This is a genomic window from Paenibacillus sp. FSL R7-0652 (assembly GCF_038595045.1).
In the GTDB taxonomy this organism is placed as follows: domain Bacteria; phylum Bacillota; class Bacilli; order Paenibacillales; family Paenibacillaceae; genus Paenibacillus.
The window spans coordinates 4707308-4732151 of the sequence record NZ_CP152001.1; the positions used below are offsets into that span (position 1 = coordinate 4707308).

Sequence of the window (24844 nt, forward strand, 5' to 3'; positions counted from 1 at the left end):
AATCATTCCTCGAATATTTTAACGTTGGATTCTTGAATGAACTTTGCGGAAATAAGGCCCAACAATGGATCTCCTACTTTAAGCTGCTAATTTCGTTTTATGTCCTCAGTCAGCTTATACCGAACATCCACCCTGCCATCTTTCACCCTCATCTGTACCTCGCCCATCTGGTCGGTTCGATAAATCCGCGAACCCGTCGCCTCCAGACGCTGCATTACCCCCGGGTTGGGATGGCCATAAGTATTGTTTACACCCGCAGAGATTAGTGCAGCTTTAGCATTCCAGTACCTGAGCCATGCGTCTGAGGAGGATGTTTTACTGCCGTGGTGAGCAACCTTGAGGATGTCTATCGATATCCCACCTCCTTGGAAATCTTGACCCGTATGGTCTGACATAGGGACTGCCAGCGAACCATCCTGAATAGCATAGAGCACGTCCTGCTCGGCTGCCGCATCCATATCCCCCGTAAAGAGCATAGACGTTCCCGCCATCTCCAGCAAAAAGACAACCGACGCAGCGTTCTGATTCTCATGAAAAGGTACGCCTCCCGACATATCATCCAGTTCATCACTAAAGTCCGGTGAAACGAAATACAACGACGTTTCCTGATCCGGCTTATAGATCATGCCCTGACGAATCGCGAATAACGGTATTTGGCGCTCCACCGCTGTATGTATCAGCTGATCAAACTTCTCTTTTCCACTTGTCGTTCCGTTAAACATGAAGCGTTTCACCGGAATCTGCTCCAGAACAGCCTGCAGTCCGCCTGCATGATCTTGATCGGCATGGGTCGCAATCACCGCGTCCAGTTGATGAATACCTCTCTTTTTCAATAAAGGAACGACCACCTTCGCCCCCACTTCGTAAGGGTCACGCCTTGTTTTCCACGAGTGTTTACTGCCGCCAAAGTCAATTGTACCTCCGCCATCTACGAGAATATGTCTGCCTTCTGGCGTTGTAATCAAAGTACTGTCTCCCTGCCCAATATCGAGAAATTGAACCACTCCTGTTCCGGCAGGCCGAGGAGTCTGATAAGCCCACCATAATCCGGCTGCAAAACTTACGGCAAGCACACCACATAACCAGCGCTGAACCCTGCTCATTCGTACTTCGCTGTAATATCCCGCACCTTTGGCTGTAAATGCACCTGCGTACTCCGGCCACGCAATACTCGCACCAAGGGCAGCGAGTGAACCCTGACCTACTTCTGCTGTCTGGACAGGAAGGGCATGGTGTGCTGTGAGGGACAAACGATTATGAGTATGGGCCTGCACAGGATTAACTGAATCCGTACCTTCAAAACGAGAAGAAGGCCTCACCGTTCCCCACATGCTGCGCGTGGGAGCAGCAGTTCGTCCGTGAATATCAAGCGGAGCTGTATCCTCTTCTTCCGCATGTATATACGGCGGCTTCTCACTGGCGCTCCTCTGATGAAGCAAATGAAGCAGTGCGTACAAAATCGCATAATAGGCTGCAATCCATACCAGAGAAGGGGAGGCCCAGATCATCACAAAACCGGGCAGGTCGTTCATCCATTCCACGCTCAGAAAGGTTAATTGATTTAACTGAATCGCAATCCATGCAAGCGGCTTTGCAGCCTGATCCCACAAGAATGACACCATCATGGCAGCCGTTCCTAGAGGTAAAACCACCGCACTAATGAGGGACACCAGCAGAAAATTGGCCGCAAAAGAGAGCAGCGAAAACTGGTTAAAGTACAGAATGGTCACCGGAAAAGAGATCAGCTGCGCCGTCACCGTCACCGAAGCTGTCGCCGCCAGCGATCTCGGCCATGTACTGAATATCCTGTTGATGAGCGGCATATAAATCATTAATCCTGCCGTCACCAGAAAAGACAGCTGAAAACTGATATTCAGCAAAAAATAGGGGTTCCACCACATCATCAGCAAAGCAGCTGCACTGATGATCTGCAGACTGTCCCTCGCCAGTCCACGCTTCGCCATATATAAACCAATCATAGACATCATGCCTGCCCTAATTACAGAAGGGGAACCGCCCGAAAGCAGTACATACGCCGGAATCAGAAACAGTACCACAGTTAAGGCAGTCTCTCTCGTAAGTTTCAGCCATGACATGAGCATCAATAGTGATGCAACATATACAGCAACATGTGTTCCAGAGATGGCAAGAATATGCGTCAATCCGAGCTGTGAGAATTGACCGTACGTACCCGGATCAATATCTTTTGCCATGCCGATGATAAGCCCCTTCATATATCCGGCATGCGGTTCGGGGAACAGCTGGTCTACCGCTGAACCCAGCAGCTGCCTTGCGGCATCTGTCCATCGCAGTATACTGATTCGTTCCCATCCTTCGGGAGGCACCGCAGTAACAGAATCAGCCCCCTTCACCTTAAACATCCAATGAATATACTGCGTTTTGAGATAACTGCGGTAGTCAAATCCACCAAAATTCCTGGCTTCTCCAGGTAAAGCCCAAGAACCTGACAGCGTCAGCTTGTCTCCTCGCTTCCAGGAGGCTGCTGTCTGCTGTTCTGATTCTTCCATCAGTCGAACCTGCACGATAATTCGTTCGTTTACTCTGGACGGAAGCTTTAGTGTTTCAGACGTTCTTGGCGATAAAACATGATTTGGATCTGAATCTTCTGTTTTTGGATGCATTTCTTGATCCGCTGTCATCGATGAAATGACCATCTCAAAACCTGCCCGATCCCCATCTACCCGGACGTCCGATACTAGCTCCCCTTCAATTTCTCCATTTAACCCGTGGATTTCGTCAGCAGTCATATCGAAGTACTCCGGCACATGACTGTAGTTACGAGCATCATTCCACTGCCAGTGCACCGCCCCGCCTATAAACGCAATGAGCAGCAGAAGGACAGGCCATCCCCGAATATTCAAAAATCGCAATACAAGCGGGAGACAAGCTGCCGCCCCTATCATTCCCCATAATAGACTCCAGCCTGTCAGCACACATGCCATTCCACTTCCACACAGCCAAAAGATTGTAAAGCGAAGCAGCGGTCTGTTTTTCACTGCGGCCCCTCCTCTCTCACACCTATGAATACACAAAAAACCTCCGGAAGCCCAATCAGGCTTGCCGGAGGTTCTTCCCCGTACTTTTCTTTTTCATGTATATTCTTTTCGATACAGCCACTCATCACTTGAAACATTTCCTGCCTAACTGCCGCGATCCGCTGTTCAGTTTAGTTGCTTTATTTAGTTACTTACCGTCATCATCGTCTCCCGAGGAGGCTGGTAACTGTCCAGTCTGCGGAACGAAATGCCTTTCTGCTGCATCATATTCTTCACTTTGCTTGTATCCTTGGGATACGAGCGATGAAAAACAATTTCAGTAACACCGCTGTTCGCCAGCATGTTGGCACAGGTCCAGCAGGGTTCATCCGTAACATACACAGAGGAGCCCTCACGATCAATACGATCTGTGAACAAAAGCAAATTTTGCTCCGCGTGAATGGTACGAATACAGCGCTGCTTTTTAACCATTTCCTCGTGGTCGTCCGTTACTACAAGTTCGTATTCTTCTGCGATCATGCAGCCGGCCTCGGAACAATCCGGCACCCCCATCGGTGCACCATTATAAGCTGTCCCCAGCAGTTTCTTTCCCTGAACCAGAACAGCCCCTACGTGCCGGCGCGGACAGCGGGAACGCGTGGAAACCATATAAGCAATATCCATAAAATACGTATCCCAATCCTTGCGAAGCTCTACTGTACCCATACAGTTTCCTCCTCCCGCTTTGAATCCATTTTTATCCTGTTGTCCCTAGCGAACCCGTAAATATGGTGCCATTTTCTCAAGCATCTTGCTGCCTATGCCCTTCACTTTGGTAAGTTCACTGACTCTAGTAAAAGGGCCATGGGCATTCCGATAATCCACAATAGCCTGAGCTTTCTTCTGCCCAATCCCTGGAAGCTCTGTGAGCTTGGAGACTGACGCCGTGTTCACATCGATCCTGTCATTGCCTGCTGCTTCCGAGCCCGTGCTGGACGGATGGGGAACAGCAGCCGCTTCGATTGAACTTGAAAGACTTGCACCTGAGCCCTTCGTCTTCACTCCGGTCGTTTCATCGGCCGATGCCCCGGCTGGTTCGGCTGCAGGGATCCGATTCTCATTAACAGGAACCTGTGACTGAGGCGAAGAATCACCTGACGTCTCAACTTGAACTTGTGCATCCTGCGCTGCTCCTGCTTCAGATGCTGCAGCGGGGTGATGTTCTTTCCTATCACTTGCTGGAGCAGCTGCATCCTCTCTAACCAAAGCAGCCGACGGTGCAGCAGAGTGGTCCTGCTCACTTGTCGGCTGATTGGCGCCGAGCCGCATCGGTTCCCAGCCGCTAGGTGGCTGTTCACTTTTGCCCGACCATAATATCAGTACGCTTCCAACCACTGCCGCAGCAATGGACATCGTTTTGTTCCATCTCATCTTCCGCACTCCCTCATATTCAAAATAAAAATCATTTCGAACACGGGCGGTGCTTCCGAACCGTTTCATGCTATAGCGTATATAAATTACATATTTTCATGTCATGTGGACCAGAGTCCCCTGCATACAATAGATAGAAGATACTGCGCCATTACCGTAAAGCATGAAAGGAGGCCTGAACCAATGAAGGTTGGATTTATCGGAACCGGCAGCATGGGCAGTCTCTTGATCTATGCCCTGATTCAATCCGGTGCACTCGAACCCCGTCAGATTGCAGCAAGCAACCGCACCCCTTCCAAAGTACGTCAGCTATCCCTCCGTTACCCTGGACTGCATGAATCACAGAGCAATCGGGAAACGGTGATTCGCAGCAGCATCATCTTCCTGTGTGTGAAGCCGCTGGAATTCCGACATGTGATTGATGATATCCTGCCTGTCGTGACTCCCAATCATATCATTGTCTCGATCACCAGTCCCGTGCAGCTGCGCCATCTGGAATCTTCACTTCCTTGCAAAGTCTCCAAGGTTATTCCCAGCGTTACTCACCAGGTCGGCAGCGGAGCAACTCTGTTCATCCATGGCGAGCGAATGACGGCCGAAGACCGCAAAGTGCTGGAAGGTCTGCTGAGTCATATCGGCAAGCCTTACCAAGTGGATGAAGCCTGCACCCGAATCACATCGGACTTTTCCAGCTGCGGACCTGCATTTATATCATTCTTTCTGGAACAATGGATCGAAAGTGCTGTACGCCTGACAGGTATCAAACGAGCAGACGCCTGTGCTCTTGCCGGCGAGATGCTTCTGGGAACAGGCAAGCTGCTCACCGAAGGAGGTTACACACCGCAAGAACTTCAAGCTCGTGTCGCTGTACCTGGCGGAATAACCGCTCAGGCACTTGCACTGCTGCGAAACAACCTGGATGGTGTATTCGACAGCCTGATCCATACGACACATGAGAAATATGATGAAGATTTAGTCAAGCTGGATGAGGTGTTTCGTGCCAGTGAAATTAACCGGCAACAATATTAACCAGTTTGCCTGGAACGGCAATGACTTTGCGAATAGTCTTGCCTTCCAGCGCCTGTTTCACAGGTGCCAGTTCCATCGTATAGCCCTGCATTCCTTGTGCATCCAGATCCTTCGAAATTGTTGCGCGAGTTACAATCTTGCCGTTGACCTGCACCACGATCTCCACTTCTGCATCCACGGTCATCGACTCATCATACTCAGGCCAAGCCACGTAGGAAATTCCACCCTCATATCCAAGACGACTCCACAGTTCCTCCGCCATATGCGGTGCCAAAGGTGACAGCAGCTGAACAAAGTTCTCCATTGCTTCACGAGGCAGTGTATCCGCTTTGTATGCATCGTTAATGAAGATCATCAATTGGCTTATCGCGGTGTTGAAACGCAGATGCTCCAGATCCTCCGTCACTTTTTTGATTGTTTTATGCGCTGTACGTTTGAATTCATCCGTTCCGCCATCTACTGTAATCTTCTCATTAACTGCACCTGTATCTTCGTTGATGAACAGACGCCATACACGTGACAAGAAACGATACATCCCTTCGACCCCGCTGGCGTTCCAAGGTTTGGTCGCTTCCAGAGGTCCCATGAACATTTCATAGAGACGCAGTGTATCTGCACCGAATTCGTTAACTATCTCATCCGGGTTAATCACATTACCACGGGATTTACTCATTTTTTCGTTGTTGGTACCCAGAATCATACCTTGGTTGACCAGCTTGTAGAATGGCTCTTTCGTGTGTACAACGCCCAGATCATACAGCACTTTGTGCCAGAAACGAGCATACAGCAGGTGAAGTACCGCATGTTCTGCTCCACCAATGTACAAGTCCACTGGCAGCCACTGCTGCTGTTTCTCCTTCGAGATCAGTTCCTTGTCATTGTGAGGATCGATGAACCGCAGATAATACCAGCAGCTTCCGGCCCACTGCGGCATCGTGTTCGTTTCGCGGCGCGCTTTCATGCCTGTTTCCGGATCGACCGTATTCACCCAATCTGTCACATTAGCCAGTGGAGATTCTCCTGTACCTGAAGGTTTGATCTGGTCAATGTCAGGAAGCAGCAGCGGCAGTTGATCTTCCGGCACCGTCTTCATTGTTCCATCTTCCAGATGCAGAATCGGAATCGGCTCTCCCCAATAACGCTGACGGCTGAACAACCAGTCACGCAGACGATATGTTGTTTTACCTTGTCCCTTACCGTTCTCTTCAAGCCAAGCGATCATCTTCGCCGCAGCTTCTTCGTTGTTTAATCCGTTCAGGAAATCGGAGTTCACGTGTGCACCGTCGCCTGTATACGCCTCTTTTGTGACATCGCCGCCTTCAATGACTTCGATGATATTCAGGTCAAACTGCTTCGCAAATTCCCAGTCACGTGCATCATGCCCCGGGACAGCCATAACAGCCCCTGTACCGTAACCAGCCAGTACATAATCCGCAATCCAAATCGGAAGCTTTGCTCCGTTAACCGGATTGATCGCATACGCCCCTGTGAACACACCTGTTTTTTCTTTGGCCAAGTCCGTACGTTCCAGATCACTCTTACGCGCAGCCTGCTCCTGATAAGCTTTCACTGCCTCACGCTCTGTTTCAGACGTAATCACGTCCACCAGTTCATGTTCTGGAGCGAGAACTGCAAAGCTTGCACCAAACAATGTATCTGCGCGAGTTGTGAATACTTTGATCACTTCTTCACGGCCTTCAATGGCAAAAACCACTTCAGCACCTGTCGATTTGCCGATCCAGTTACGCTGCATATCCTTGATGCTTTCCGACCAGTCCAGCTCTTCCAGGTCCTCCAGCAAACGCTCCGCATATTCCGTAATTTTCAGCACCCATTGACGCATCGGTTTACGTACAACGGGGTGGCCGCCGCGTTCACTTTTACCGTCAATAACCTCTTCATTCGCCAGAACCGTACCCAATGCCTCACACCAGTTCACCGGCACTTCATCTACATAAGCCAAACCTTTTTTGTACAGCTGGATGAAAATCCATTGTGTCCATTTGTAGTACTCCGGGTCCGTTGTGCTGATCTCGCGATCCCAGTCATACGAAAATCCGAGAGATTTGATCTGACGACGGAAATTGTCGATATTGCGGAATGTAATATGACGCGGGTGCTCCCCCGTATCCAGTGCGTGCTGCTCTGCAGGCAGACCGAACGCGTCCCAACCCATCGGATGAAGTACATTGTATCCGCGCATCCGTTTGTAACGGGATACGATATCCGTTGCTGTATATCCTTCCGGATGACCTACGTGCAGTCCGGAACCGGACGGATAAGGAAACATATCCAGAGCATAAAACTTCGGTTTCGACGGGTCCTCACCTGTTTTGAATGTTTTGTTTTCATCCCAATACTGCTGCCAGTTTTTTTCCATCACTTGCGGTTGATAGCCGTGCTTCGGCTGATGATTCTCACTCATCTATATTCCTCCTTCAGGTTATACGCGCTTTGATAACAACAAAAAAACCTCAGCATCCCGTAGCGTTTGCAGCGCTAGGGACGAGAGGTTGAATTCCCGTGGTACCACCCTAGTTAGCGGACGAACGTGCTTCGTCATCCACTCCCTCTAGACCTGTAACGGCGGTTAACCGATGCGGATTTCCTATTCAATGCAGAAGGCATAGAAAGGTGTAGTCACCGCATTTCTCCAAGGCGAGTTCGCAAAGTACTGTCAATCGGCTTGCACCACCCGCCGACTCTCTGTCATGTACAGAATTTACTACTGATCCTTATCATCGAAATATGTATACAATATCGGGAACATTATATAAAAATGCAGGCTCAAAGTCAATATGACACTTCACATTCATCCTTCTCAGATGATATAATTTCCGTGCTCCCCGACTACAATGATGCTTCTTCAAACATTCCGAAAACGTTCAATACCCTTCTTCAGATTCTGAATCGTCCATTGGATATGCTCCTGATTATCATACTGCCGGTAATCACATTCAATTCGAAGTGCAAGATCAAAATACAAATCGTACAAGCTTCTGCGCTTCCGCTCACTCTCCGTCACAATCTCTCGGCCATACCCTTTCAAAAATCCCGGAGTATAGTTAAAATGACTGAAATAGTGCTCCATCAGCGGATCACCCCACAACGAGCGTTCAAAATCGATAATGCCCGTAATCTGTTTATCCTGCACCAACACATTACCATCCCACAGATCCCAGCTGATCAACATGGGTTCGGTCACTTCATCCAGTACATCTGATCTTTCCTCGATCAGACGCCGCAGCTCATTGTAGTCAATACCAATATCAATCTTTGCCTTTTCTCCATCGGCAAGCATATCCTCCATCAACATCAAAAATGCTTCTCTCCATGTGCTGCGCTGTCTGTCCTTCCCCGAAAAATAACCGAATCGATCCCCCTTAATCTCGTTGATTCGCTTGTTATATTGTCCTAACTGCTGCTCAATTTCTTCCTGCTCTGACACTGTAAGTTGAGTTTTTACCTGGTTATACGGCGTCCCGGACATGTATTCCATAATAAAATACTGTGCAGGTGCAAAAGCAAGCGAAGCATCATAAGCCAGCACCTGAGGCACAGGAACATCCTTCAGACCGGCAGCAAGCCGGAGTGCTTCCACTTCTGCTGTCATCAGATCCTGCTCACAGCGCATCAGATTGGTTGCAGCCGAGGGCGCAATTTTAAGGACAATTTTTCGTCCGTCACTTAGCACTATTTTATAGGCATGGTTTGCCCATCCGTCAATCATTTCTTCACATTCCTGAATGGCCGCAGCGAGTTGATGTGTAATGATCTGATCCAGCTGCTCTTTGGATAATCTCGTTTTATATGTACTTTCCATCGTTGTCATCCTCCCGTTATTGAATAGTTCATCTCATTTCGGAAAACGCTTTCCGAATTAAATTTATTATGTCTCTCTTTCCTTCCAGCAGCAATACCTTTTATCCTATCAGTTAAAAAAACTGTCCTTGGCAGCATGATCACATGCAGCCAAAGGACAGCTAACCATCGTATTTCAAACCATGTACATACGAGCTGCTTATTTATTTTACAGCCACGTAGAACAAACGCTGCGCACTGTCTCCAGCCTCTTGCCACTCAAAGTCCGCATACACCTTCACGTCTCGGAAGCCCGCTTTGCACAGCTCCAGCTTCATCCAATCCGGATCATAAGCACGCTGCACATGAACTTCCTCAAATCTCTGGTACGTATCCCTGCTGCCGTCTTCAATACGCGAGAAAATGCTTAGATGGTGCTCGATTTCACACCGCTCCTGGTCCAGATCACATGTCCAGATGTAAGACACGGAACGCTCATCCAGTACAAAAGGCTGCTCTTCATCATAACGAATGAGTGTGTTCGGATGATGCACATCAAACAGAAACGTACCTTCTGGCTTCAGCATCTCATATGTTCGCCTGAATGTACGAATCACATCTTCTGATTCCAGCAAATAGTTCACACAATCACAGAACGATATGACCGAGTCCACAGGTTCAGGCACTCTCCACTCCCGCATATCCTGCTGCACCCAGCGCACGCTGCCTCCCCGGTACAACCGATGTCCTTGAGACGTTGCTTCCATCTTGCTGCGGGCAACCGACAGCATATCTGCCGAAAGGTCAATGCCCGTCACTTCAAAGCCGGAATTCACCAGCGGAATGGTGATTGAACCCGTTCCGCAGCCAAGCTCCGCCACACTTTTAGGCATGCCATGCTGTTCCCAGGCTGTTCTTGCAAACCTTATCCAGTCCGGATAAGGCATATCTTCCATTAATTCATCGTAAACGTAGGCAAATTTCCGGTAAGACATGTCGGCACCGCACTTTCAATTTCATTTTCCTCAATCGGATGATATCCAAATCCAAAGAAAAAGCAGGGCATCCGGTGTTTACCCAGTCTGGCCCTGCTTTGCTCGACCCAATGCATCATGCTTCGGGGTTATGAAACGAATACTTTATATTTACTTCGTACAGAGCAATCATTTAACACTCTTAAATAAATACATACTGCTCTGTTTGCGCCAAACTCACTTCTCTTCCTGCTGTGGTTTGGGCGCAGATTCGGACAGATACGTCCAGCTTTCCTTTTGTACTACCAGGCCATCCTTCATCAGCTTACCGAGAGCACGTTTGAACGCGGATTTGCTGATGCCGAAGCGCTGCTTGATAATATCAGGCGGAGTCGCATCAGAATACGGCATGCCGCCCATAGGACGTTCTTTCATGAATGCAAGCAGCTTGTCTGCGTCTTCATTACGCCCAACTTCTTTACGCTGCGTCATAGCCAGATTCACCCGGCCGTCTTCACGCACGAGCGTAACCCGGCATTTCACCTTCTCACCCAAACGCAGCATATGACTGCGCTCGGAGGAATGGATCATACCAATCGCCCCAAAGCCCAGTACTCCGCCGTCTACAAGTACAAACGTACCCATCTGCAGCGGCTTGTACACGAGCGCTTCCACCCACTCATTCACCCACGTAGTTGGAGCATGGAAGGCAAGAGGTGCAAGTTCCCGTTCTCCGGCTAATTTGGCACGCAGACGTCCCTGTTTATCGTGTTCCATGATCACGAACACTTCATCTCCTACTTGAGGACGAAGTTCTTCGAGTTCAGGCAGTTCACGAATCGGAAGCAGCAGCTGACGACCGAGTCCCATCTCCAGAAAGCAGCCGAGACGCGGATGCACATCGGCTACAACCAGTTTAGCCATCTCACCCAGCGTAAGGTAAGGTTTTTTCATCGTAACAGCGAGGCGATCTTCTGTATCGAAGAATACAAAAACCTCCAGTGTTTCACCAATCTTGATCTCCCGAGTCAGCTCGGTATAGTGAAGCAGTACATCTTCCGATCCTGTCGTCAAAAAGTAGCCAAAAGGAGACACTTCGCGTGAAACCGGCAGCGAGACGACTGTTCCTGCGATCAAACTCATACCGTTTCCACCACTTTGGCATCAGACCAGAGACGCTCGATATTGTAATACTCGCGCTCATCGCGATGGAAGACGTGAACGACCACATCGCCCAGATCCATCAGGACCCAACGTGCAGAGTCCATACCTTCAATACCTTTAATAACCGCACCGGCAGCGTGAGCCTGTTTGCGGATCTCGGCAGCAATAGCCTGCACCTGTGTATCCGAGTTACCGTGGCAGATTACAAAATAATCGGCAACGAGCGAGATATTATTCAGGTCAAGCGCTACGATGTTCGATGCTTTTTTATCGTCAGCGGCAGCAACCACCATATTCATAAGTTCTTTCGATGATACCGTCATGAACCAACCTCCATAATCTATAATTGTGCAATCAAGTCATTACGTGAGAGCACCGTCAGCGGATAGATGACACGGCGCTGGGAAAGAAGCAGGCTGATTGTCGAATCAAACCCCGCGATCAAACCTTCCTCCAGACTGCGCTGTGCCTGCTCACGAATATACTCTACACCCGGGAAATCACGTCCCGGCTCAATATAATCGGCAAGGCATACCACTTTGTCTAACAGACTCATGCCTACCCTACCAGAAGTATGCCACCGAATCGCATGAATAATTTCAGAATCCGACACACCATAATCACGTTCAGCTACAAAAGCACCCACTTCCGAATGCCAGAGCTGTTTATCATGCTGCAGAAGTTCTGCATTTAATCCGTTATCACGAATGACCGCTTCCATCTCCGCTACCGGCCAATATTTGGCCACGTCATGCAGAATCGCTGCCACATCTGCTTTTACGGGATCAGCACCATACTTCTCTGCCAAAGCGACTGCTGATTCCATGACACCCTGGGTATGCTTCCAGCGCTTGGCTGGCATCTGTGCGGAGACAGCCTCTATTAATTCCTCACGGCTTAGTGCCATATAAACCGCTCCTAACAATATATTGATGAACTGCATCCGGGATCATAAACCGCACCGAATGTCCACTCGCAAGACGTCTGCGAATGGCTGTGGATGAGATATCGACAAGCGGCATCTCGGCCAGCAGAACCCGTCCCTGCAGTTCATCCGGTAAATCGTCCAGATGCAGCTGGAAGCCCGGGCGTCCAACACCGATAAAGGTCATTTTGGAGGCCAGTACTTTAATCTCTTCCCATTTGGGAAGATAATTCACCATATCTGCTCCGATGATGAAATAAAATTCATGTTCGGGGTGACGCCGCCATAATTCACGCATCGTATCGATCGTATAAGATACGCCTCCCAGTTCCATTTCGATACCTAATACCTCATACTGGGGAGTATCTTTTACAGCCGCTTTTGTCATCTCCAGACGCTGCTGTCCAGCTGCACCTGCTTCTGGTTTGTGAGGCGGGACATGGGAGGGCATGAACCAGATTTCATCCAATGCCTGCGAATCCCGTGCCGCTTCGGCTGCCAGCAGATGCCCCATGTGGATCGGATCAAACGTACCGCCCATGATGCCGATCTTCACCCGTGCCACGCTCCTTATCTTGGAAGTTCGATTTGTTTATTATCACGCGATTCTTTGTACAGAATGATGGTGCTTCCAATGACCTGCACAAGCTCGCTGCCTGTTTCACGAGCAACCTCTGCAGCAATTTCGTTTTTATCATCGAGATTGTTGTTCAGCACCTGCACTTTCATCAGCTCACGCTTTTCAATCGCCTCTTCAATGTGGCGGAACAAGTGATCGTTGGTTCCCCCTTTGCCAATTTGAAAAACAGGGGTCAGATGATGTGCTTGTGACCGCAAAAAACGCTTTTGTTTACCAGTTAACATGAATACTCCATACTCCTTATGTTGAGCAGGTCACCCTAAGCGTATGAACCGCTTAGGGACCTGACCGTTCAATTATTATTCTCAAAACTTTTTAGTACTGCTCGTCTCATCGTATCAACCGGAGCCGAGATGCCGAGCCAGTGTTCAAATGCGACAGCTCCTTGATAAACAAACATTCCCAGCCCGCCATGTACCGTACAGCCGCGTAAACGGGATTCACGCAGCAGACGAGTCTCAAGCGGATTGTAGATCAGATCACTGACAGCTGCCCCTTCACGAATCCATGCAGGATCAACAGGCACTTCATCCATGTTTGGATGCATACCAGCTGCTGTCGTATTAATTACGATATCAGCAGCAGCAAGTACAGCTTGAGCATCCTGCATTCCACCTCCGGAAATATTCCCCAAATCATAACTTTGCAAATCGGCAGCAAGACTGACCGCTCTGTCCGCTGTTCGATTCAGAATGCTGATCTGTCCGGGTTTCTCCAGTGCAAGTGCATAGATGACACCTCTTGCGGCGCCGCCTGCTCCGAGAACTGCGATTCGTTTCCCTTCAATCTGAGGAACAGCCTCCTCCTTCAGCGAACGTACATATCCGATTCCGTCTGTATTGTACCCTGTCAGTGTACCATTTTCATTCACGATTGTATTCACTGCCCCGATCAAGCGTGCACTTTCATCGATCACATCGAGATACTGCATCACCTGCTCCTTATGCGGAATCGTGACATTAACACCACGATAGCCCAGTGCAGTGATTCCACGAACAGCAGCTTCCAGCTGATCGGGGTGCACATGAAGCGGCATGTACATTCCATGCACACCCGCTGCCTTTAACGCCGCATTATGCATCGCCGGTGACTTGGAATGGGCAATTGGGTCACCCATCACACCAAGCAGCACCGGAAGTGAAGAATTGAACTTGTTCTCTGTCGACATGAACTCGCCTCCGATCTGATCCGTTTGTTTGAATGTAAAGCTTGTACCCAAACTAGAAACTAGATCAGGGAAGGACGAATCTGTACTCGAATCCCTTTTGGTACATGGACAGCCACCAAAGCACCGTTATCTCCGTTAACCTTGATCCAGCCCAGACCAGAGATGAATACGTCTGACTGACTGCCGCGTTTGATCCGGAATTCATGTCTCGTCCATTCAGGCATCTCCGCGGCATTCTCACGGGTTGGCGGAGAAAGCAATTCTCCGAGGTGATCACGGTAAAGATCATCTGCCCGCTCCAATTTTGTCCGATGAATATCCAGCGCAGTACTGATGAAGCAGGTAAACGATTGACGATCGCCTTCAATAAAATCAAACCGGGCCATACCGCCAAAGAACAGCGTCTGACCGGAATTCAATTGATATACCGCGGGTTTAAGCGGTTTCTCCGGCATAATCGCTGCAAGGTCCTTACGAGATACGATCTCGCTGAAGCGCCATGGATACACAATTCCAGGCGTATCAATGATATATTTTCCATCGTCCAGCGGAATGTTCACCATATCCAGCGTTGTTCCCGGATAACGCGATGTTGTCAATTCCTGTTCCAGATCGCTGTAGTCTCGGATCAAGCGGTTAATCAGTGTCGATTTACCAACATTGGTTCCGCCGACCACATACACATCCCGATCTCCACGGTACGTACCAACAAGCTCAAGCAGACGATCAAAACCTTGATTCTGCTTCGCACTGCACAGCACAACATCTACCGTTCGCAGTCCCTGTTCTTTCGCCTGCTTCTGCACCCAGTTCCGAACTTTATTCCAGTTGGTTACTTTAGGGAGCAAGTCCGTTTTGTTCACGGCTAGCAGTACCGGATTGTTTCCAACAAAGCGCTGCAGGCCCGAAATAATACTGCCATCAAAATCAAACAAATCAACGATATGAATGACCAAAGCATCCTTATCCCCGATTTTGCTGAGCAGAGCCAGGAACTCGTCCTGATCCACTGTGACAGATGATGATTCGTTATAATTTTTGATACGGAAACAGCGCTGGCAGATGACCGGTTCACGGTCAAGTGCTTTCTCGGGAATAAATCCAGGCAGATCCGGATTTTCCGTCTGCAGATTCACGCCGCATCCACTGCATCTTACGGCAATACTGCCGTTATGCGGTTCTGTCATTTCTTCTTTTCCTCCTCAAGCCATAAGCCTTTCTTCCGCAAATTAGACAGGGCAATTCGTTCTACTCTCCGATTAAAGCGGGTCATGAATCCCTCATCTCCGATGGAAATCGGCAGCACCAGAACGGTATATAGTCCAAGTCTGTTCCCTCCGTAAACGTCGGTGAGCATTTGATCCCCCACAACAATGGTTTTCTCGGGAGGCAGCTCCATCATGTTCATTGCTTTACGAAACGGTACATTCGATGGTTTGCGTGCACTATGCACAAACTGGATATCCAGCGGAGTCGCAAACAGGGACACCCGATTCAGATTGTTATTGGACACAATCATCAGCTTGAATCCCACCTCTTTGACACGCGCGAACCATTCGATCAATTCGGGTGTGGCATCAGGTGCTTTTGCTCCAACAAGCGTATTATCCAGGTCAGTTATGATTCCACGATACCCTTGAGCGTACAGCTCTTCCAGATTAATGTCAAAAACTGTGTCTACACGCAGCTTGGGCAGTAACATTTTAAACAAAGAAGTCACCTCAGTTTCATACGACACACTATATCACAAATCCGTCTTTCCTGAAAATGCAAACAGCCTTTATGGCTATGAAAAAAAGGAAAAACGGGACGGGCAGTACTTAAGCCCGTTCCGCTTTCAATTCCTTCCGCAGCTTCAAGGCTGCCTGATAGACAACCTTCCAGTCATCAGCGGTTACCGCCTCTGGACTATAGCGGGTCTGTTCAAACTTCATAAGCAGCTGTTCCAATGTCTCGCGAGCGGACGGTTTAAGCTGACCCCAGCGGTTTACAGACTCGCGGAGCGTTTCGTCCCCGCTGCGAGTCAGGCCTCGTCTTCTCGCATAACGAATCCAGCGCTCTGTCTCAGCCAGCACCTTCTGTTCAGGTGTCAGCGGTCCGCCTGTTCGCAGGCGGAGCAGCAGGAATCGCAGGGAAAGACGGCTGCGCCAGAACATGTAAGCTACCCACAATACGATTACAGCACCGGCAATCCAGATGACAAAGGTCGGAATCGCCGCAGTCGTCTGCTCGGGAGCCGGCGTTTGTTCTTCTTCTTGAACCGGTTCTTCCTCTGGCTGTTCTTCCGGCTGGTCAGCTGGCTGCACCTCCGGTGCTTCGGTCAGCAGCGGCATATCAAATCCCGGTGTTGCTTCAACCGGAATCCATCCGTACTCGCCAAAGTAAACTTCAGCCCAAGAGTGAGCATCCGCATTGGTTACCGTGTACGTCGTTTCGATAGGTGCACCAGGCTGACGAGGAGCCTGCATATCGGAATTCAGCGACATCTGTCCAGGTGCATACCCCTTAACCCATCTTGCCGGGATACCTTCTGACCGGGCCATCATCACAAGTGCAGTAGAAAAGTAATCGCAATACCCTTCGCGAATATCAAATAAGAAACCTTCGACAAAGTCGCTGCTCACTTTTCGGGACAGATCCGGATTGTTGGTGTAATTAAAGTTTTGTTGTAAATAGTTTTGCAGTAATGCCACTTTTTCATACGGTGTTTTTGCAGATGCCGTAATCTCGGAAGCGAGGTCTTTTACCCGCTCAGGAAATCGGGAGGGAAGCTGCAAATACTTGTCCTCAGCCGGATTATTGGAATAGAGGGCTTCAGATGATTTGGTACGCAGCTCATCTTCTACGATAATCGGCACCTCTGACACAAGCGTATAGTTTTTAGGATACTGCGGCTGCTGCCGTGTCGTTACAACATGCAGTTCAGCCCGCTCTGCATTCCAAAGCATACGGCTCGCGCGCTCTTCACCGTTCACCGAGCTTACCTGCGATATAGAGTACGCTCCAAACATGATCGGATATACTGTATCATTCAACATCGTCACTTTCTGTGTGACCTGTTTCGTATTCACTTTTCCGGCCTGCTCATTGGCCAGCGTCTGACTGGCTGACACATTTTCCATGGACGCACGTCCGGGCTCATCCCAGCCTGTTCCTGTATACTCCGAACGTGTCTCACCGCGCCAGTAGCTGCGGTCACTGGTCGTTATGGACATCACAGGCGTGTAATCAAAGTTAAATCCTCCGCCAAGCTGATTGTCCTCGCGACTGTAACCAGACTCGGTTGCAGCCGGAATATCCAGTACGCCGTTCCCCGCTTGGTTCGACGTTGTTCCGGTGTAATTCCGCCATGCCGTATACGGGTCCGTCAAGGTTGGCGGAATTTCCGGCATATTTACACTGGCCACAATGATTAATGAAAAGATGATAGCAATATTCGCCAGTATTTTGTAAGGATACCGAATCAACCGTTTCCATCCCTGCGGATACTGCAGCTGATAATTACGGAAGTGCTGGCATACAAGCCAGCCCATGCCCGCAAACATTACCCAGGCAATCTCCACCCACAGTGGAATCTGAGTAAAGGAATCCAGGATGCCCAAGGATATAATATTAACACCCAGGAACACAAGAATCCGGCGGGTTGTATTCACAAGGCGAATCGCCGCCTCTAACATCACCCATGCACACAAAGAAAACCAGATATACGGAGGCATATGCATAATAAACTGCTCTATGCGCTCTGTTAACGTGCCGTAAGGAATATACACACTGTAATCAATCAACGTTTTATGCAAGATGTATACGACAACAACGGCCTTGATGATCGCTCGATACAGCACTTTGAGAGGGAGAACAACCTCCAGAATGCTTACAGCTGCCAGAGTCCACAATACGAGCGAGGTTGTCTCGGTATACCAGGATTCCTGGGTGAACGATATCCACTGCAGAGCAATCAGAAATATCCAGAGCAGGGATGCGGCGTGGTACCAAGATCTTTTCAATCCCAAATTATCATGTCTGCTGCCGCTCATACCGAACCTCCCCCCATAACCGTTGGAAGCTCCTGCAGATGGGCAACTGTGAATGATCTCGTGCCTCTGCCGCGCAGCATGGCATTCCATTCCGAGCTTCGACGAGATTCCGCCGGGTCGATCAGTATATGACATGGGGTCATGCCGCGGGTATCTGCCCAGCGGAGCACCTCAAGTATTTTTTCGTCTTTTTGCGGAGAAATGACAACAAAGTATGCCCCTTGCGGGAATTGCCGAGCTATTTTCTCCACACCCGGCAGCAGGGACGCATCTTGACCGTTATCCTGTATGTCCACCAGATGATGCATCATCTTTTGCCGCTCAATCGGACTCTCACTCGGAGGCATGAAGGACGACTTTTCAGCTAAGGTTAACAACCCCATCCCCATACGTTCCCTCGTGCCGTAATCCAGCAGGGAAGCTGTGGTGGAAACGGCCAATTCAAATGCTTCTCCGTGCGGATAGCTTCCTGCCATTGCATCCAGAACGAGAATGGTTTTCGGCACAGACTCGTGTTCGAACTCTTTGGACTTCCAGTTCCCTGTCTTTGCTGTCGCATTCCAGTGAATGCGGGAAAGACGATCCCCATACACATAGTCGCGCACACCGTTAATCTGGGTTGTTTCTCTGCGTGAACGTGTCAATGCCGTCTGCGGACCTGACAAACGCGACTTGCGATCATAGAGCTGCCAATAAGGAATGAATACCGTTCTAGGCAGTACGCGGAATTCTCCGATAGCTTTGAAAGTCCCGCGGTGTTCAATCAGCCCGAAGATATCCTCGCTGGCACATTCCGTCTCTGAAAAAACATATTTCCCCCGCTCAAGCGGCGGTGTCTGGAAGGACAGCTCACCAGATCCCCGCATACTGGGGATCAGACTTTCTTTAAAAGACCACGATTCCCCGTTATGCCGATGCAGCATCTCACGAACAACCACGTAAGGCAGAGGAAGAAAACCGGGAATGGTCAGGCTCAGCCTCACTTGGACCTGATCGCCAGCATGAAGCAGTTCTTCATGATCCTGGCCAGAAGAGAGTTTGCGCACCCCCTGAGCCCGTTTGACTCCACTGAATCCGGCGATCGCCAGGTAAACACAGATCAGCGTCACCATAGACAGGAGCATGAGCGAGGTCTTTCCTCCCTGAAACAAAACGTACGCGAGACAGCACATCCACACCATTGCGATGCCCCATACGCGAGGGTGGCGCAGATTTCGATTGACTGTAGTCAAAAGCGGTCTCATCAACTATTGCCCCATCGATACAGGTACGCGAACCTGCTGTAACACGGAATTCAGAACGGCCTCCGAGCTCATGCTGTCCAGTCTGGATTCCGGACGAAGTACGATACGATGAGATATGACATACGGAGCCATCGTTTTCACATCGTCCGGCAGCACGTAGTCTCTCTCCTGCAGGAAGGCAAAAGCTTTCACGGCCATCATAAAGGAAATAGCTGCCCTTGGGCTGGCACCCAGCAGTACAGACGGATGGGAGCGGGTGTGGCGAACAACGTCCAGCAGGTAGTCCATTACAGGATCCCCGATGAACACTTCCTTGATCTCCTGCTGAATCGCCGAAATCTGATCCATATGGGTTACCGACTGCAGCCGGTCCACAGGCTGACCGGATTGATGCTGCTTCAGCAGTGTTTTTTCAATATCCTTGTCAGGATAACCTAGACTGATCTTTAACATAAAACGGTCAAGCTGTGCTTCAGGCAGCGTATATGTTCCTTCGAAATCAATCGGATTTTGAGTTGCGCACAGCATGAAAGGATGAGGCAGATCGTAGGTATCACCGTCTACAGTTACACTGCGTTCTTCCATGACTTCGAGCAGAGCGGACTGTGTTTTGGTCGTTGCACGGTTGATTTCGTCCGCCAGCAAAATATTGGTCATAACCGGGCCGGGCCGGAAATAGAAACGCTCATCTTTCGGATGAAAAACGGATACCCCCGTAATATCGCTCGGTAAAATATCAGGATTACACTGAATACGGCGGTATTCTCCGCGCATCGATTTGGACAGTGCTTTGATTAACTGTGTTTTGCCCGTTCCCGGTACGTCTTCAATCAGAACGTGTCCGCCTGCAAGCAAAGCTGTGAGTAAAAGTTGAATTTCAAAGGATTTCCCCATAATGCAGGATTCCAGATTAGAACGAACTGCAGATATGATTTGGATCGACTCTTTGCGCACAGGCATGTGGTCTAACCTCCTAAAAAAGCATACAGATTTCCTTTTATTGTACATGATCCAGACTCACGAGTACACTCGAAGGAACTCACAATTTGTTTCCAGTCGTCGGATTCGCCGCAGTTATCGCATGAAAACGACAAAAAGACCCCGGATAAATTTATCCGAAGCCCTTGCTTATTTGAAAGGTCAACCCTTGGGGCGAACAACCAGCGCCGCGAGAAAAGAAAAGATAATCGCCGACGATATTCCCGCAGCCGTCAAATCAAAAATACCGGTAATTACGCCAATCCAGCCCTCTTTCTCTAATTCGGTCAATGCTCCGTGAACCAAGGAATTGCCAAAGCTCGTAATGGGCACGGATGCACCTGCACCTGCGAACTTCACCAAAGGGTCATATAGACCAAATGCATCAGCTACCGCACCTGCTACCACAAGAGTACTCATCGTATGTGCAGGCGTCAGCTTTGCACCGTCCATCAACAGCTGTCCGATAACACAGATCAGACCACCAACGATAAAAGCCCATAGAAATTGCATGTATGTCACCCCCCCTGTTCAATAGCTACCGCATGTGCAATACAAGGAATGCTTTCACCCTGCTGGTAGGAGAGGGGCGAAAGCAGCGCTCCTGTTGCAACGACGAGCACTCGCTTCAAATCCCCCTTCTGCATCCGGTTCAGAATGTGACCGTAAGTCACGGTCGCGGAACACCCGCAGCCGCTTCCTCCAGCAACAACCTGAGGCTGTTTTTCACGATCATAGATCATCAATCCGCAATCATTGAAAACCGTCTGTTCCATCGGAATGCCTTCCTTATGCAGCAGTTCCTTGGTAATAGGCAGACCAACGGAGGCCAAATCTCCTGTAACAATCAGGTCATAATAACCGGGTTCAAGCCCGGTATCTCTGAAGTGCGAAATAATGGTATCGGCTGCTGCCGGTGCCATGGCAGCTCCCATATTAAACGGGTCCTTGATGCCAAGATCCATAATTCGGCCAACGGTTGCTTTCGCAATCACCGGCCCTTCACCCGTGCGAGAAATAACACCGCATCCAGAACCTGTGACGGTATACTGTGCATATGGCGGTTTTTGAGAGCCATACTCCGTCGGATACCGAAACTGTTTCTCCACCGTACAGTTATGGCTTACGGTTCCGGCAAGCACGTAATCTCCGGCACCGGAATCCACGATCATGGCAGCCAGCGCCAGCGTTTCCATCGAAGTTGAGCAGGCACCAAATACGCCTAGATAAGGAGCCCCAAGCTGTCGTGCAGAGAATGAACTGCTGATGATCTGGTTCATCAGATCGCCACCAACAAAATAATGCAGCTCTTCCTTTGTGAGATTGGCATTCATCAATGCAAGCTGGGAAGCCTGTTCGAACAGTTTACGCTCCGCTTTTTCCCATGTTTTCTCACCAATCTCCAGATTGTCATAGATGTAGTCAAAATCAGAAGATAAGGGTCCCTTCCCTTCATCCGGTCCTACAACGGTTGCTCTGCCAATGATTCGAGGCTGATGATCATATTCCCATGTCTGGCGGCCCAGTCGTTTCATAGATGCCCACCCCCGAACCCCAGGAAGGCATACACAATCCCGATAATAAACGCGGCTACAACACCGAAAACAATGACGGAACCGGCAAGTTTAAACATGTTTGCTCCGACACCTAACACAAGCCCTTCAGCACGATGCTCCAGCGCAGCCGAACACATGGAATTGGCAAATCCCGTCACGGGCACTCCCGTACCCGCTCCCGCCCACTGTGCGATTTTGTCGTATACACCGAGACAGGTCAGAATAACCGAAATCAGAATCATGACGGCCACGGTAGGACTGGCAGCTTCTTTGGACGTCATGTCCATACCGGCCATGAAGGCTTCCTGAATGGCTTGTCCAATCAAACAGACAGTTCCCCCTACGAGGAAAGCTTTGATGCAGTTTTTCAAAATGGGGCGTGAAGGCTCATGTTTTTTGGCTACCTTTTTATATTCCTTTTCATCCATCGACAGCGATGAGGTTTTCTTTTTTCCGGCTGCAGATTGTTCTGGCAAGCACAGGACCTCCTTTATGTGAATGTTTAGAGCGGCAGCTGAATGCCGATGAGAATCACTTCTATTCATTGTTTGTTATTTTCGGGAAGGTTATGTATCCGGCGAGGAACAGCATATGTTTCCAAAATGGGGGAGATGGGGAATGTATAGGAGATCACGCCGCAGTAATGATTACAATCTTTCGAATCTATAAATAAAGAAGAATGATGACGAGCAAAATAAAAAGTACAATGAACAGCACCTTCTCATGACCTTCCTCAGGAGGCTTCATCTGATATCCCTGCTCCTTCCCCATGCGGTACTAAGCTTAGCAGAACAAAATGCATGCAGAGGAACGAGTTCCCCTTCTATAATCTTATTCAGGAAAGCGGCTGCAGGCTTGGGACAATCGCGGAAATACAGACGGAAAATGAAGTTGGGCCCAGCAAACTCATGCCTTAAAAACGTAACATAAACATGGACAATCACTTGTACAAGGTTCATACTATAATGTGACCAGTGGTTAATAATTAAGTCCTTTGCTCAAGAGAGGACATCAGGCCGGCAGCCGTTCTGCTGTGACCTGATATACATATCAACAGAGGAGTTGTTGGACACATGAATGAAAAAACAATGGACATGTTCCGAACGTTAACGGAGTTCCCTTCCGCTTCCGGTTTTGAACGTGAACTGCGCGGATGGATGAAGGAACAAATGTCTGCGTATACCGATGAATTTGTACAAGATCGCCTGGGCAGTCTCTTCGGTGTTCTGCGGGGAGATGAATCTGGACCGAAAGTGATGGTCGCCGGACACTTTGATGAAGTGGGCTTTATGACAACGGGTATCACGGAAACAGGTATGATTAAATTTCGTCCACTTGGCGGATGGTGGAGTCAAGCTGTGCTGTCGCAGCGTCTTCAGATCATAACTCCTGAACGTCGGATTATCGGTGTTGTCGGTTCTACGCCTACGCATCTGCTGGATGAATCCCAGCGCAGCAAACCGGTAGACTTGAATTCTATGTATCTGGATATTGGTGCAGATGATCGTGCCGAGGCAGAATCATGGGGGATTCATCCGGGAATGCAGATTGTACCGATCTGTGAATTTACGCCGATGGCAAATCCCAAGAAAATTATGGCTAAAGCCTGGGATAATCGTTATGGTGTTGGGCTGGCGCTTGAACTTGTGGAAGCACTGCATCAGGAGAAGCTGCCCAACATCCTTTATTCGGGAGCAACGGTACAGGAAGAATTGGGACTGCGCGGTGCACGTACTGCAGCCAATCTCATTCAGCCAGACGTTTTCTTTGCCCTGGACTGCAGCGCAGCCAATGACATGACTGGAGATAAGCAGTCCTTTGGACATATCGGTCAAGGTGCACTGCTTCGCATATTCGACCCGGGAATGTTCACACATCGTGGGATCGTTGAATATGTTCAGGACACAGCCTCTTCCAATCAGATTAAAATGCAGTACTTTATTTCGCCGGGCGGCACCGATGCAGGTCAGGTCCACTTGAGCGGTATTGGCGTACCTTCCACCGTTATTGGCATCTGCGGTCGGTACATCCACACCTCTTCTTCCATCATTCACACGGATGACTATGATGCTGCCAAAGAGCTGATCGTCAAGCTGGTGAAGGGTCTCGACCGTACAACGATGGAGACAATTATTAATAATGCTTGATCCATGCTAAGAAAATATGTAGAGCTTAACTGCAGAGATACCTTATCGAAGTTCTTCGAGGGTATCTTTTCTTTCGATTGGTTTCATAAATAGCTGGATCGTAGAACATGTTGGAGATCAATTACATAAGATAGCTTAATGAAAGACCCATAACCAGTTATGAAATCACTAAATATAAATTAGCGGGGGACCTTTATATGGCAGCAGGAAGGAATGGTAAATCAAATAAAGGTTCTAGAAAAACCAATGCTGCGAGTACCCTTCTAGGTGGCAATATGAATGGAAAGAAACTGGAACTGATTGTTGCAGCGTTATTGGTCAGCGGGAAGTTAAGAGTGGATGCGGTCACGCTGTTTCGAGAAGCTACCTTAGTTGTAGAATTAGTAGGCCAGTATAAAACACTTTAAAAGGTACAACCGTCCAATTCAGATAAACTGGTACAATTCCTGGATGAAACGGGCGGCGATATGACCCTGAATGATGTGATTCAGGCTTTTCAGCAGCGCATGAATTCCTAAATGCAGGCAAGAAAAGAGGTGGCTGTGATGTCTGAGTTTGATGGAGTTGGATTTGCCGAGACGTTAATTGTACTTATTCTTGTCGTTTTATTTGTGTTTGGTTCTACAGATATCGATACGCTTAGCGGTACACCTACAAAAGTTTGATCCTGCTTGTCTCCTTACAGGGTATTGAGCAGCCGGTTCCGAGGCAGTCGCCATTGACTCTCTCCTGCGTGATAAAAACAACTTGTTGATTG

General features: G+C 49.1%; 23 protein-coding genes and 1 other annotated feature. Of the genes, 3 read left to right on the plus strand and 20 right to left on the minus strand.

Translation table 11 applies throughout. From position 1 onward, the window contains the following. Positions 1-86: 86 nt before the first annotated feature. The 3 genes from MKY97_RS20610 to MKY97_RS20620 all read right to left on the minus strand — a co-directional run bounded on the left by MKY97_RS20610 (position 87) and on the right by MKY97_RS20620 (position 4427). Positions 87-3017, minus strand: a complete 2931-nt coding sequence (locus MKY97_RS20610) for a ComEC/Rec2 family competence protein (RefSeq protein WP_342552141.1) — start codon at positions 3015-3017, stop codon at positions 87-89. Between the two features lie 183 nt (positions 3018-3200). Then, positions 3201-3722 (minus strand): cytidine/deoxycytidylate deaminase family protein, encoded by a 522-nt coding sequence (locus MKY97_RS20615; RefSeq protein ID WP_342552142.1) that lies wholly within the window; start codon positions 3720-3722, stop codon positions 3201-3203. A 45-nt stretch (positions 3723-3767) separates the two neighbouring features. Continuing rightward, entirely contained in the window at positions 3768-4427 is a 660-nt protein-coding gene (locus tag MKY97_RS20620; RefSeq protein ID WP_342552143.1) for a helix-hairpin-helix domain-containing protein, read from the minus strand. Between the two features lie 183 nt (positions 4428-4610). Here MKY97_RS20620 and comER point away from each other — a divergent pair, with 183 nt between their 5' ends. After that, positions 4611-5456: a late competence protein ComER gene (gene comER / locus MKY97_RS20625; protein ID WP_342552144.1), complete on the plus strand. Its 846-nt coding sequence runs from the start codon at positions 4611-4613 to the stop codon at positions 5454-5456. Here comER and leuS read toward each other — a convergent pair. The 17 genes from leuS to spoVAC form a co-directional block, all read right to left on the minus strand. Then, positions 5437-7881 (minus strand): leucine--tRNA ligase, encoded by a 2445-nt coding sequence (leuS, locus tag MKY97_RS20630; RefSeq protein WP_342552145.1) that lies wholly within the window; start codon positions 7879-7881, stop codon positions 5437-5439. The genes comER and leuS overlap by 20 nt on opposite strands. Before the next feature lie 73 nt (positions 7882-7954). Next, positions 7955-8207: a binding site (T-box leader), on the minus strand. 115 nt (positions 8208-8322) lie between these two features. Then, the gene (locus MKY97_RS20635; protein ID WP_342552146.1) at positions 8323-9279 is read right to left on the minus strand and encodes an aminoglycoside phosphotransferase family protein; all 957 of its coding nucleotides are present in this window, start codon (positions 9277-9279) and stop codon (positions 8323-8325) included. Between the two features lie 202 nt (positions 9280-9481). Next, positions 9482-10252: a class I SAM-dependent methyltransferase gene (locus tag MKY97_RS20640; protein ID WP_342552147.1), complete on the minus strand. Its 771-nt coding sequence runs from the start codon at positions 10250-10252 to the stop codon at positions 9482-9484. Positions 10253-10468: 216 nt separating this feature from the next. Next, positions 10469-11374, minus strand: a complete 906-nt coding sequence (locus MKY97_RS20645) for a S1-like domain-containing RNA-binding protein (RefSeq protein ID WP_342552148.1) — start codon at positions 11372-11374, stop codon at positions 10469-10471. Then, positions 11371-11718, minus strand: a complete 348-nt coding sequence (gene rsfS, locus MKY97_RS20650; protein WP_342552149.1) for a ribosome silencing factor — start codon at positions 11716-11718, stop codon at positions 11371-11373. Before rsfS ends, MKY97_RS20645 begins: the two co-directional genes overlap by 4 nt. A gap of 17 nt (positions 11719-11735) precedes the next feature. Continuing rightward, positions 11736-12302 carry a bis(5'-nucleosyl)-tetraphosphatase (symmetrical) YqeK gene (gene yqeK / locus MKY97_RS20655; RefSeq protein WP_342552150.1) on the minus strand — a complete coding sequence of 189 codons (567 nt, stop codon included), beginning with the start codon at positions 12300-12302 and terminating at the stop codon, positions 11736-11738. After that, complete coding sequence (locus MKY97_RS20660) at positions 12286-12876, minus strand: nicotinate-nucleotide adenylyltransferase (RefSeq protein WP_342552151.1); 591 nt, start codon at positions 12874-12876, stop codon at positions 12286-12288. The genes yqeK and MKY97_RS20660 overlap by 17 nt, the downstream gene beginning before the upstream one ends. Before the next feature lie 14 nt (positions 12877-12890). Next, positions 12891-13184: a ribosome assembly RNA-binding protein YhbY gene (yhbY, locus tag MKY97_RS20665; RefSeq protein WP_342552152.1), complete on the minus strand. Its 294-nt coding sequence runs from the start codon at positions 13182-13184 to the stop codon at positions 12891-12893. A gap of 68 nt (positions 13185-13252) precedes the next feature. After that, complete coding sequence (gene aroE / locus MKY97_RS20670) at positions 13253-14128, minus strand: shikimate dehydrogenase (protein ID WP_342552153.1); 876 nt, start codon at positions 14126-14128, stop codon at positions 13253-13255. A gap of 59 nt (positions 14129-14187) precedes the next feature. Next, on the minus strand, positions 14188-15315 hold the full coding sequence (gene yqeH, locus MKY97_RS20675) for a ribosome biogenesis GTPase YqeH (protein ID WP_342552154.1): 1128 nt from the start codon (positions 15313-15315) through the stop codon (positions 14188-14190). Continuing rightward, the gene (locus MKY97_RS20680) at positions 15312-15839 is read right to left on the minus strand and encodes a YqeG family HAD IIIA-type phosphatase (RefSeq protein WP_342552155.1); all 528 of its coding nucleotides are present in this window, start codon (positions 15837-15839) and stop codon (positions 15312-15314) included. Before MKY97_RS20680 ends, yqeH begins: the two co-directional genes overlap by 4 nt. Before the next feature lie 109 nt (positions 15840-15948). After that, on the minus strand, positions 15949-18162 hold the full coding sequence (locus MKY97_RS20685; RefSeq protein ID WP_342552156.1) for a transglutaminase domain-containing protein: 2214 nt from the start codon (positions 18160-18162) through the stop codon (positions 15949-15951). Beyond that, positions 18159-19343 carry a DUF58 domain-containing protein gene (locus tag MKY97_RS20690; protein ID WP_342556405.1) on the minus strand — a complete coding sequence of 395 codons (1185 nt, stop codon included), beginning with the start codon at positions 19341-19343 and terminating at the stop codon, positions 18159-18161. Before MKY97_RS20690 ends, MKY97_RS20685 begins: the two co-directional genes overlap by 4 nt. Before the next feature lie 66 nt (positions 19344-19409). After that, entirely contained in the window at positions 19410-20366 is a 957-nt protein-coding gene (locus MKY97_RS20695) for a MoxR family ATPase (protein ID WP_342552157.1), read from the minus strand. A gap of 180 nt (positions 20367-20546) precedes the next feature. Next, positions 20547-20897: a stage V sporulation protein AE gene (gene spoVAE / locus MKY97_RS20700; RefSeq protein WP_090914950.1), complete on the minus strand. Its 351-nt coding sequence runs from the start codon at positions 20895-20897 to the stop codon at positions 20547-20549. Between the two features lie 5 nt (positions 20898-20902). Then, positions 20903-21919 carry a stage V sporulation protein AD gene (gene spoVAD, locus MKY97_RS20705; RefSeq protein WP_342552158.1) on the minus strand — a complete coding sequence of 339 codons (1017 nt, stop codon included), beginning with the start codon at positions 21917-21919 and terminating at the stop codon, positions 20903-20905. Beyond that, positions 21916-22368, minus strand: coding sequence for a stage V sporulation protein AC (spoVAC, locus tag MKY97_RS20710; RefSeq protein WP_342556406.1), 453 nt, complete (start codon positions 22366-22368; stop codon positions 21916-21918). Before spoVAC ends, spoVAD begins: the two co-directional genes overlap by 4 nt. Before the next feature lie 645 nt (positions 22369-23013). On the opposite strand from spoVAC, the gene MKY97_RS20715 reads away from it, so the two are divergent. Both MKY97_RS20715 and MKY97_RS20720 read left to right on the plus strand, forming a co-directional pair. After that, a complete protein-coding gene (locus MKY97_RS20715) occupies positions 23014-24087 on the plus strand; it encodes a M42 family metallopeptidase (RefSeq protein WP_342552159.1) in 1074 nt (357 codons plus the stop codon). Positions 24088-24284: 197 nt separating this feature from the next. Continuing rightward, positions 24285-24494: a hypothetical protein gene (locus MKY97_RS20720; protein WP_342552160.1), complete on the plus strand. Its 210-nt coding sequence runs from the start codon at positions 24285-24287 to the stop codon at positions 24492-24494. The last annotated feature ends 350 nt before the right edge of the window (positions 24495-24844 follow it).

Excerpts from the sequence above, each read along its gene's own strand:
- MKY97_RS20615 (WP_342552142.1), bottom strand. The coding sequence starts at position 3,722 with ATGGGTACAGTAGAGCTTCGCAAGGATTGGGATACGTATTTTATGGAT.
- MKY97_RS20620 (WP_342552143.1), bottom strand. The coding sequence starts at position 4,427 with ATGAGATGGAACAAAACGATGTCCATTGCTGCGGCAGTGGTTGGAAGC.
- comER (WP_342552144.1), top strand. The coding sequence starts at position 4,611 with ATGAAGGTTGGATTTATCGGAACCGGCAGCATGGGCAGTCTCTTGATC.
- leuS (WP_342552145.1), bottom strand. The coding sequence starts at position 7,881 with ATGAGTGAGAATCATCAGCCGAAGCACGGCTATCAACCGCAAGTGATG.
- MKY97_RS20635 (WP_342552146.1), bottom strand. The coding sequence starts at position 9,279 with ATGGAAAGTACATATAAAACGAGATTATCCAAAGAGCAGCTGGATCAG.
- MKY97_RS20640 (WP_342552147.1), bottom strand. The coding sequence starts at position 10,252 with ATGTCTTACCGGAAATTTGCCTACGTTTACGATGAATTAATGGAAGAT.
- MKY97_RS20645 (WP_342552148.1), bottom strand. The coding sequence starts at position 11,374 with ATGAGTTTGATCGCAGGAACAGTCGTCTCGCTGCCGGTTTCACGCGAA.
- rsfS (WP_342552149.1), bottom strand. The coding sequence starts at position 11,718 with ATGACGGTATCATCGAAAGAACTTATGAATATGGTGGTTGCTGCCGCT.
- yqeK (WP_342552150.1), bottom strand. The coding sequence starts at position 12,302 with ATGGCACTAAGCCGTGAGGAATTAATAGAGGCTGTCTCCGCACAGATG.
- yhbY (WP_342552152.1), bottom strand. The coding sequence starts at position 13,184 with ATGTTAACTGGTAAACAAAAGCGTTTTTTGCGGTCACAAGCACATCAT.
- aroE (WP_342552153.1), bottom strand. The coding sequence starts at position 14,128 with ATGTCGACAGAGAACAAGTTCAATTCTTCACTTCCGGTGCTGCTTGGT.
- yqeH (WP_342552154.1), bottom strand. The coding sequence starts at position 15,315 with ATGACAGAACCGCATAACGGCAGTATTGCCGTAAGATGCAGTGGATGC.
- MKY97_RS20685 (WP_342552156.1), bottom strand. The coding sequence starts at position 18,162 with ATGAGCGGCAGCAGACATGATAATTTGGGATTGAAAAGATCTTGGTAC.
- MKY97_RS20690 (WP_342556405.1), bottom strand. The coding sequence starts at position 19,343 with ATGGTGTGGATGTGCTGTCTCGCGTACGTTTTGTTTCAGGGAGGAAAG.
- MKY97_RS20695 (WP_342552157.1), bottom strand. The coding sequence starts at position 20,366 with ATGCCTGTGCGCAAAGAGTCGATCCAAATCATATCTGCAGTTCGTTCT.
- spoVAE (WP_090914950.1), bottom strand. The coding sequence starts at position 20,897 with ATGCAATTTCTATGGGCTTTTATCGTTGGTGGTCTGATCTGTGTTATC.
- spoVAD (WP_342552158.1), bottom strand. The coding sequence starts at position 21,919 with ATGAAACGACTGGGCCGCCAGACATGGGAATATGATCATCAGCCTCGA.
- spoVAC (WP_342556406.1), bottom strand. The coding sequence starts at position 22,368 with ATGGATGAAAAGGAATATAAAAAGGTAGCCAAAAAACATGAGCCTTCA.
- MKY97_RS20715 (WP_342552159.1), top strand. The coding sequence starts at position 23,014 with ATGAATGAAAAAACAATGGACATGTTCCGAACGTTAACGGAGTTCCCT.
- MKY97_RS20720 (WP_342552160.1), top strand. The coding sequence starts at position 24,285 with ATGGCAGCAGGAAGGAATGGTAAATCAAATAAAGGTTCTAGAAAAACC.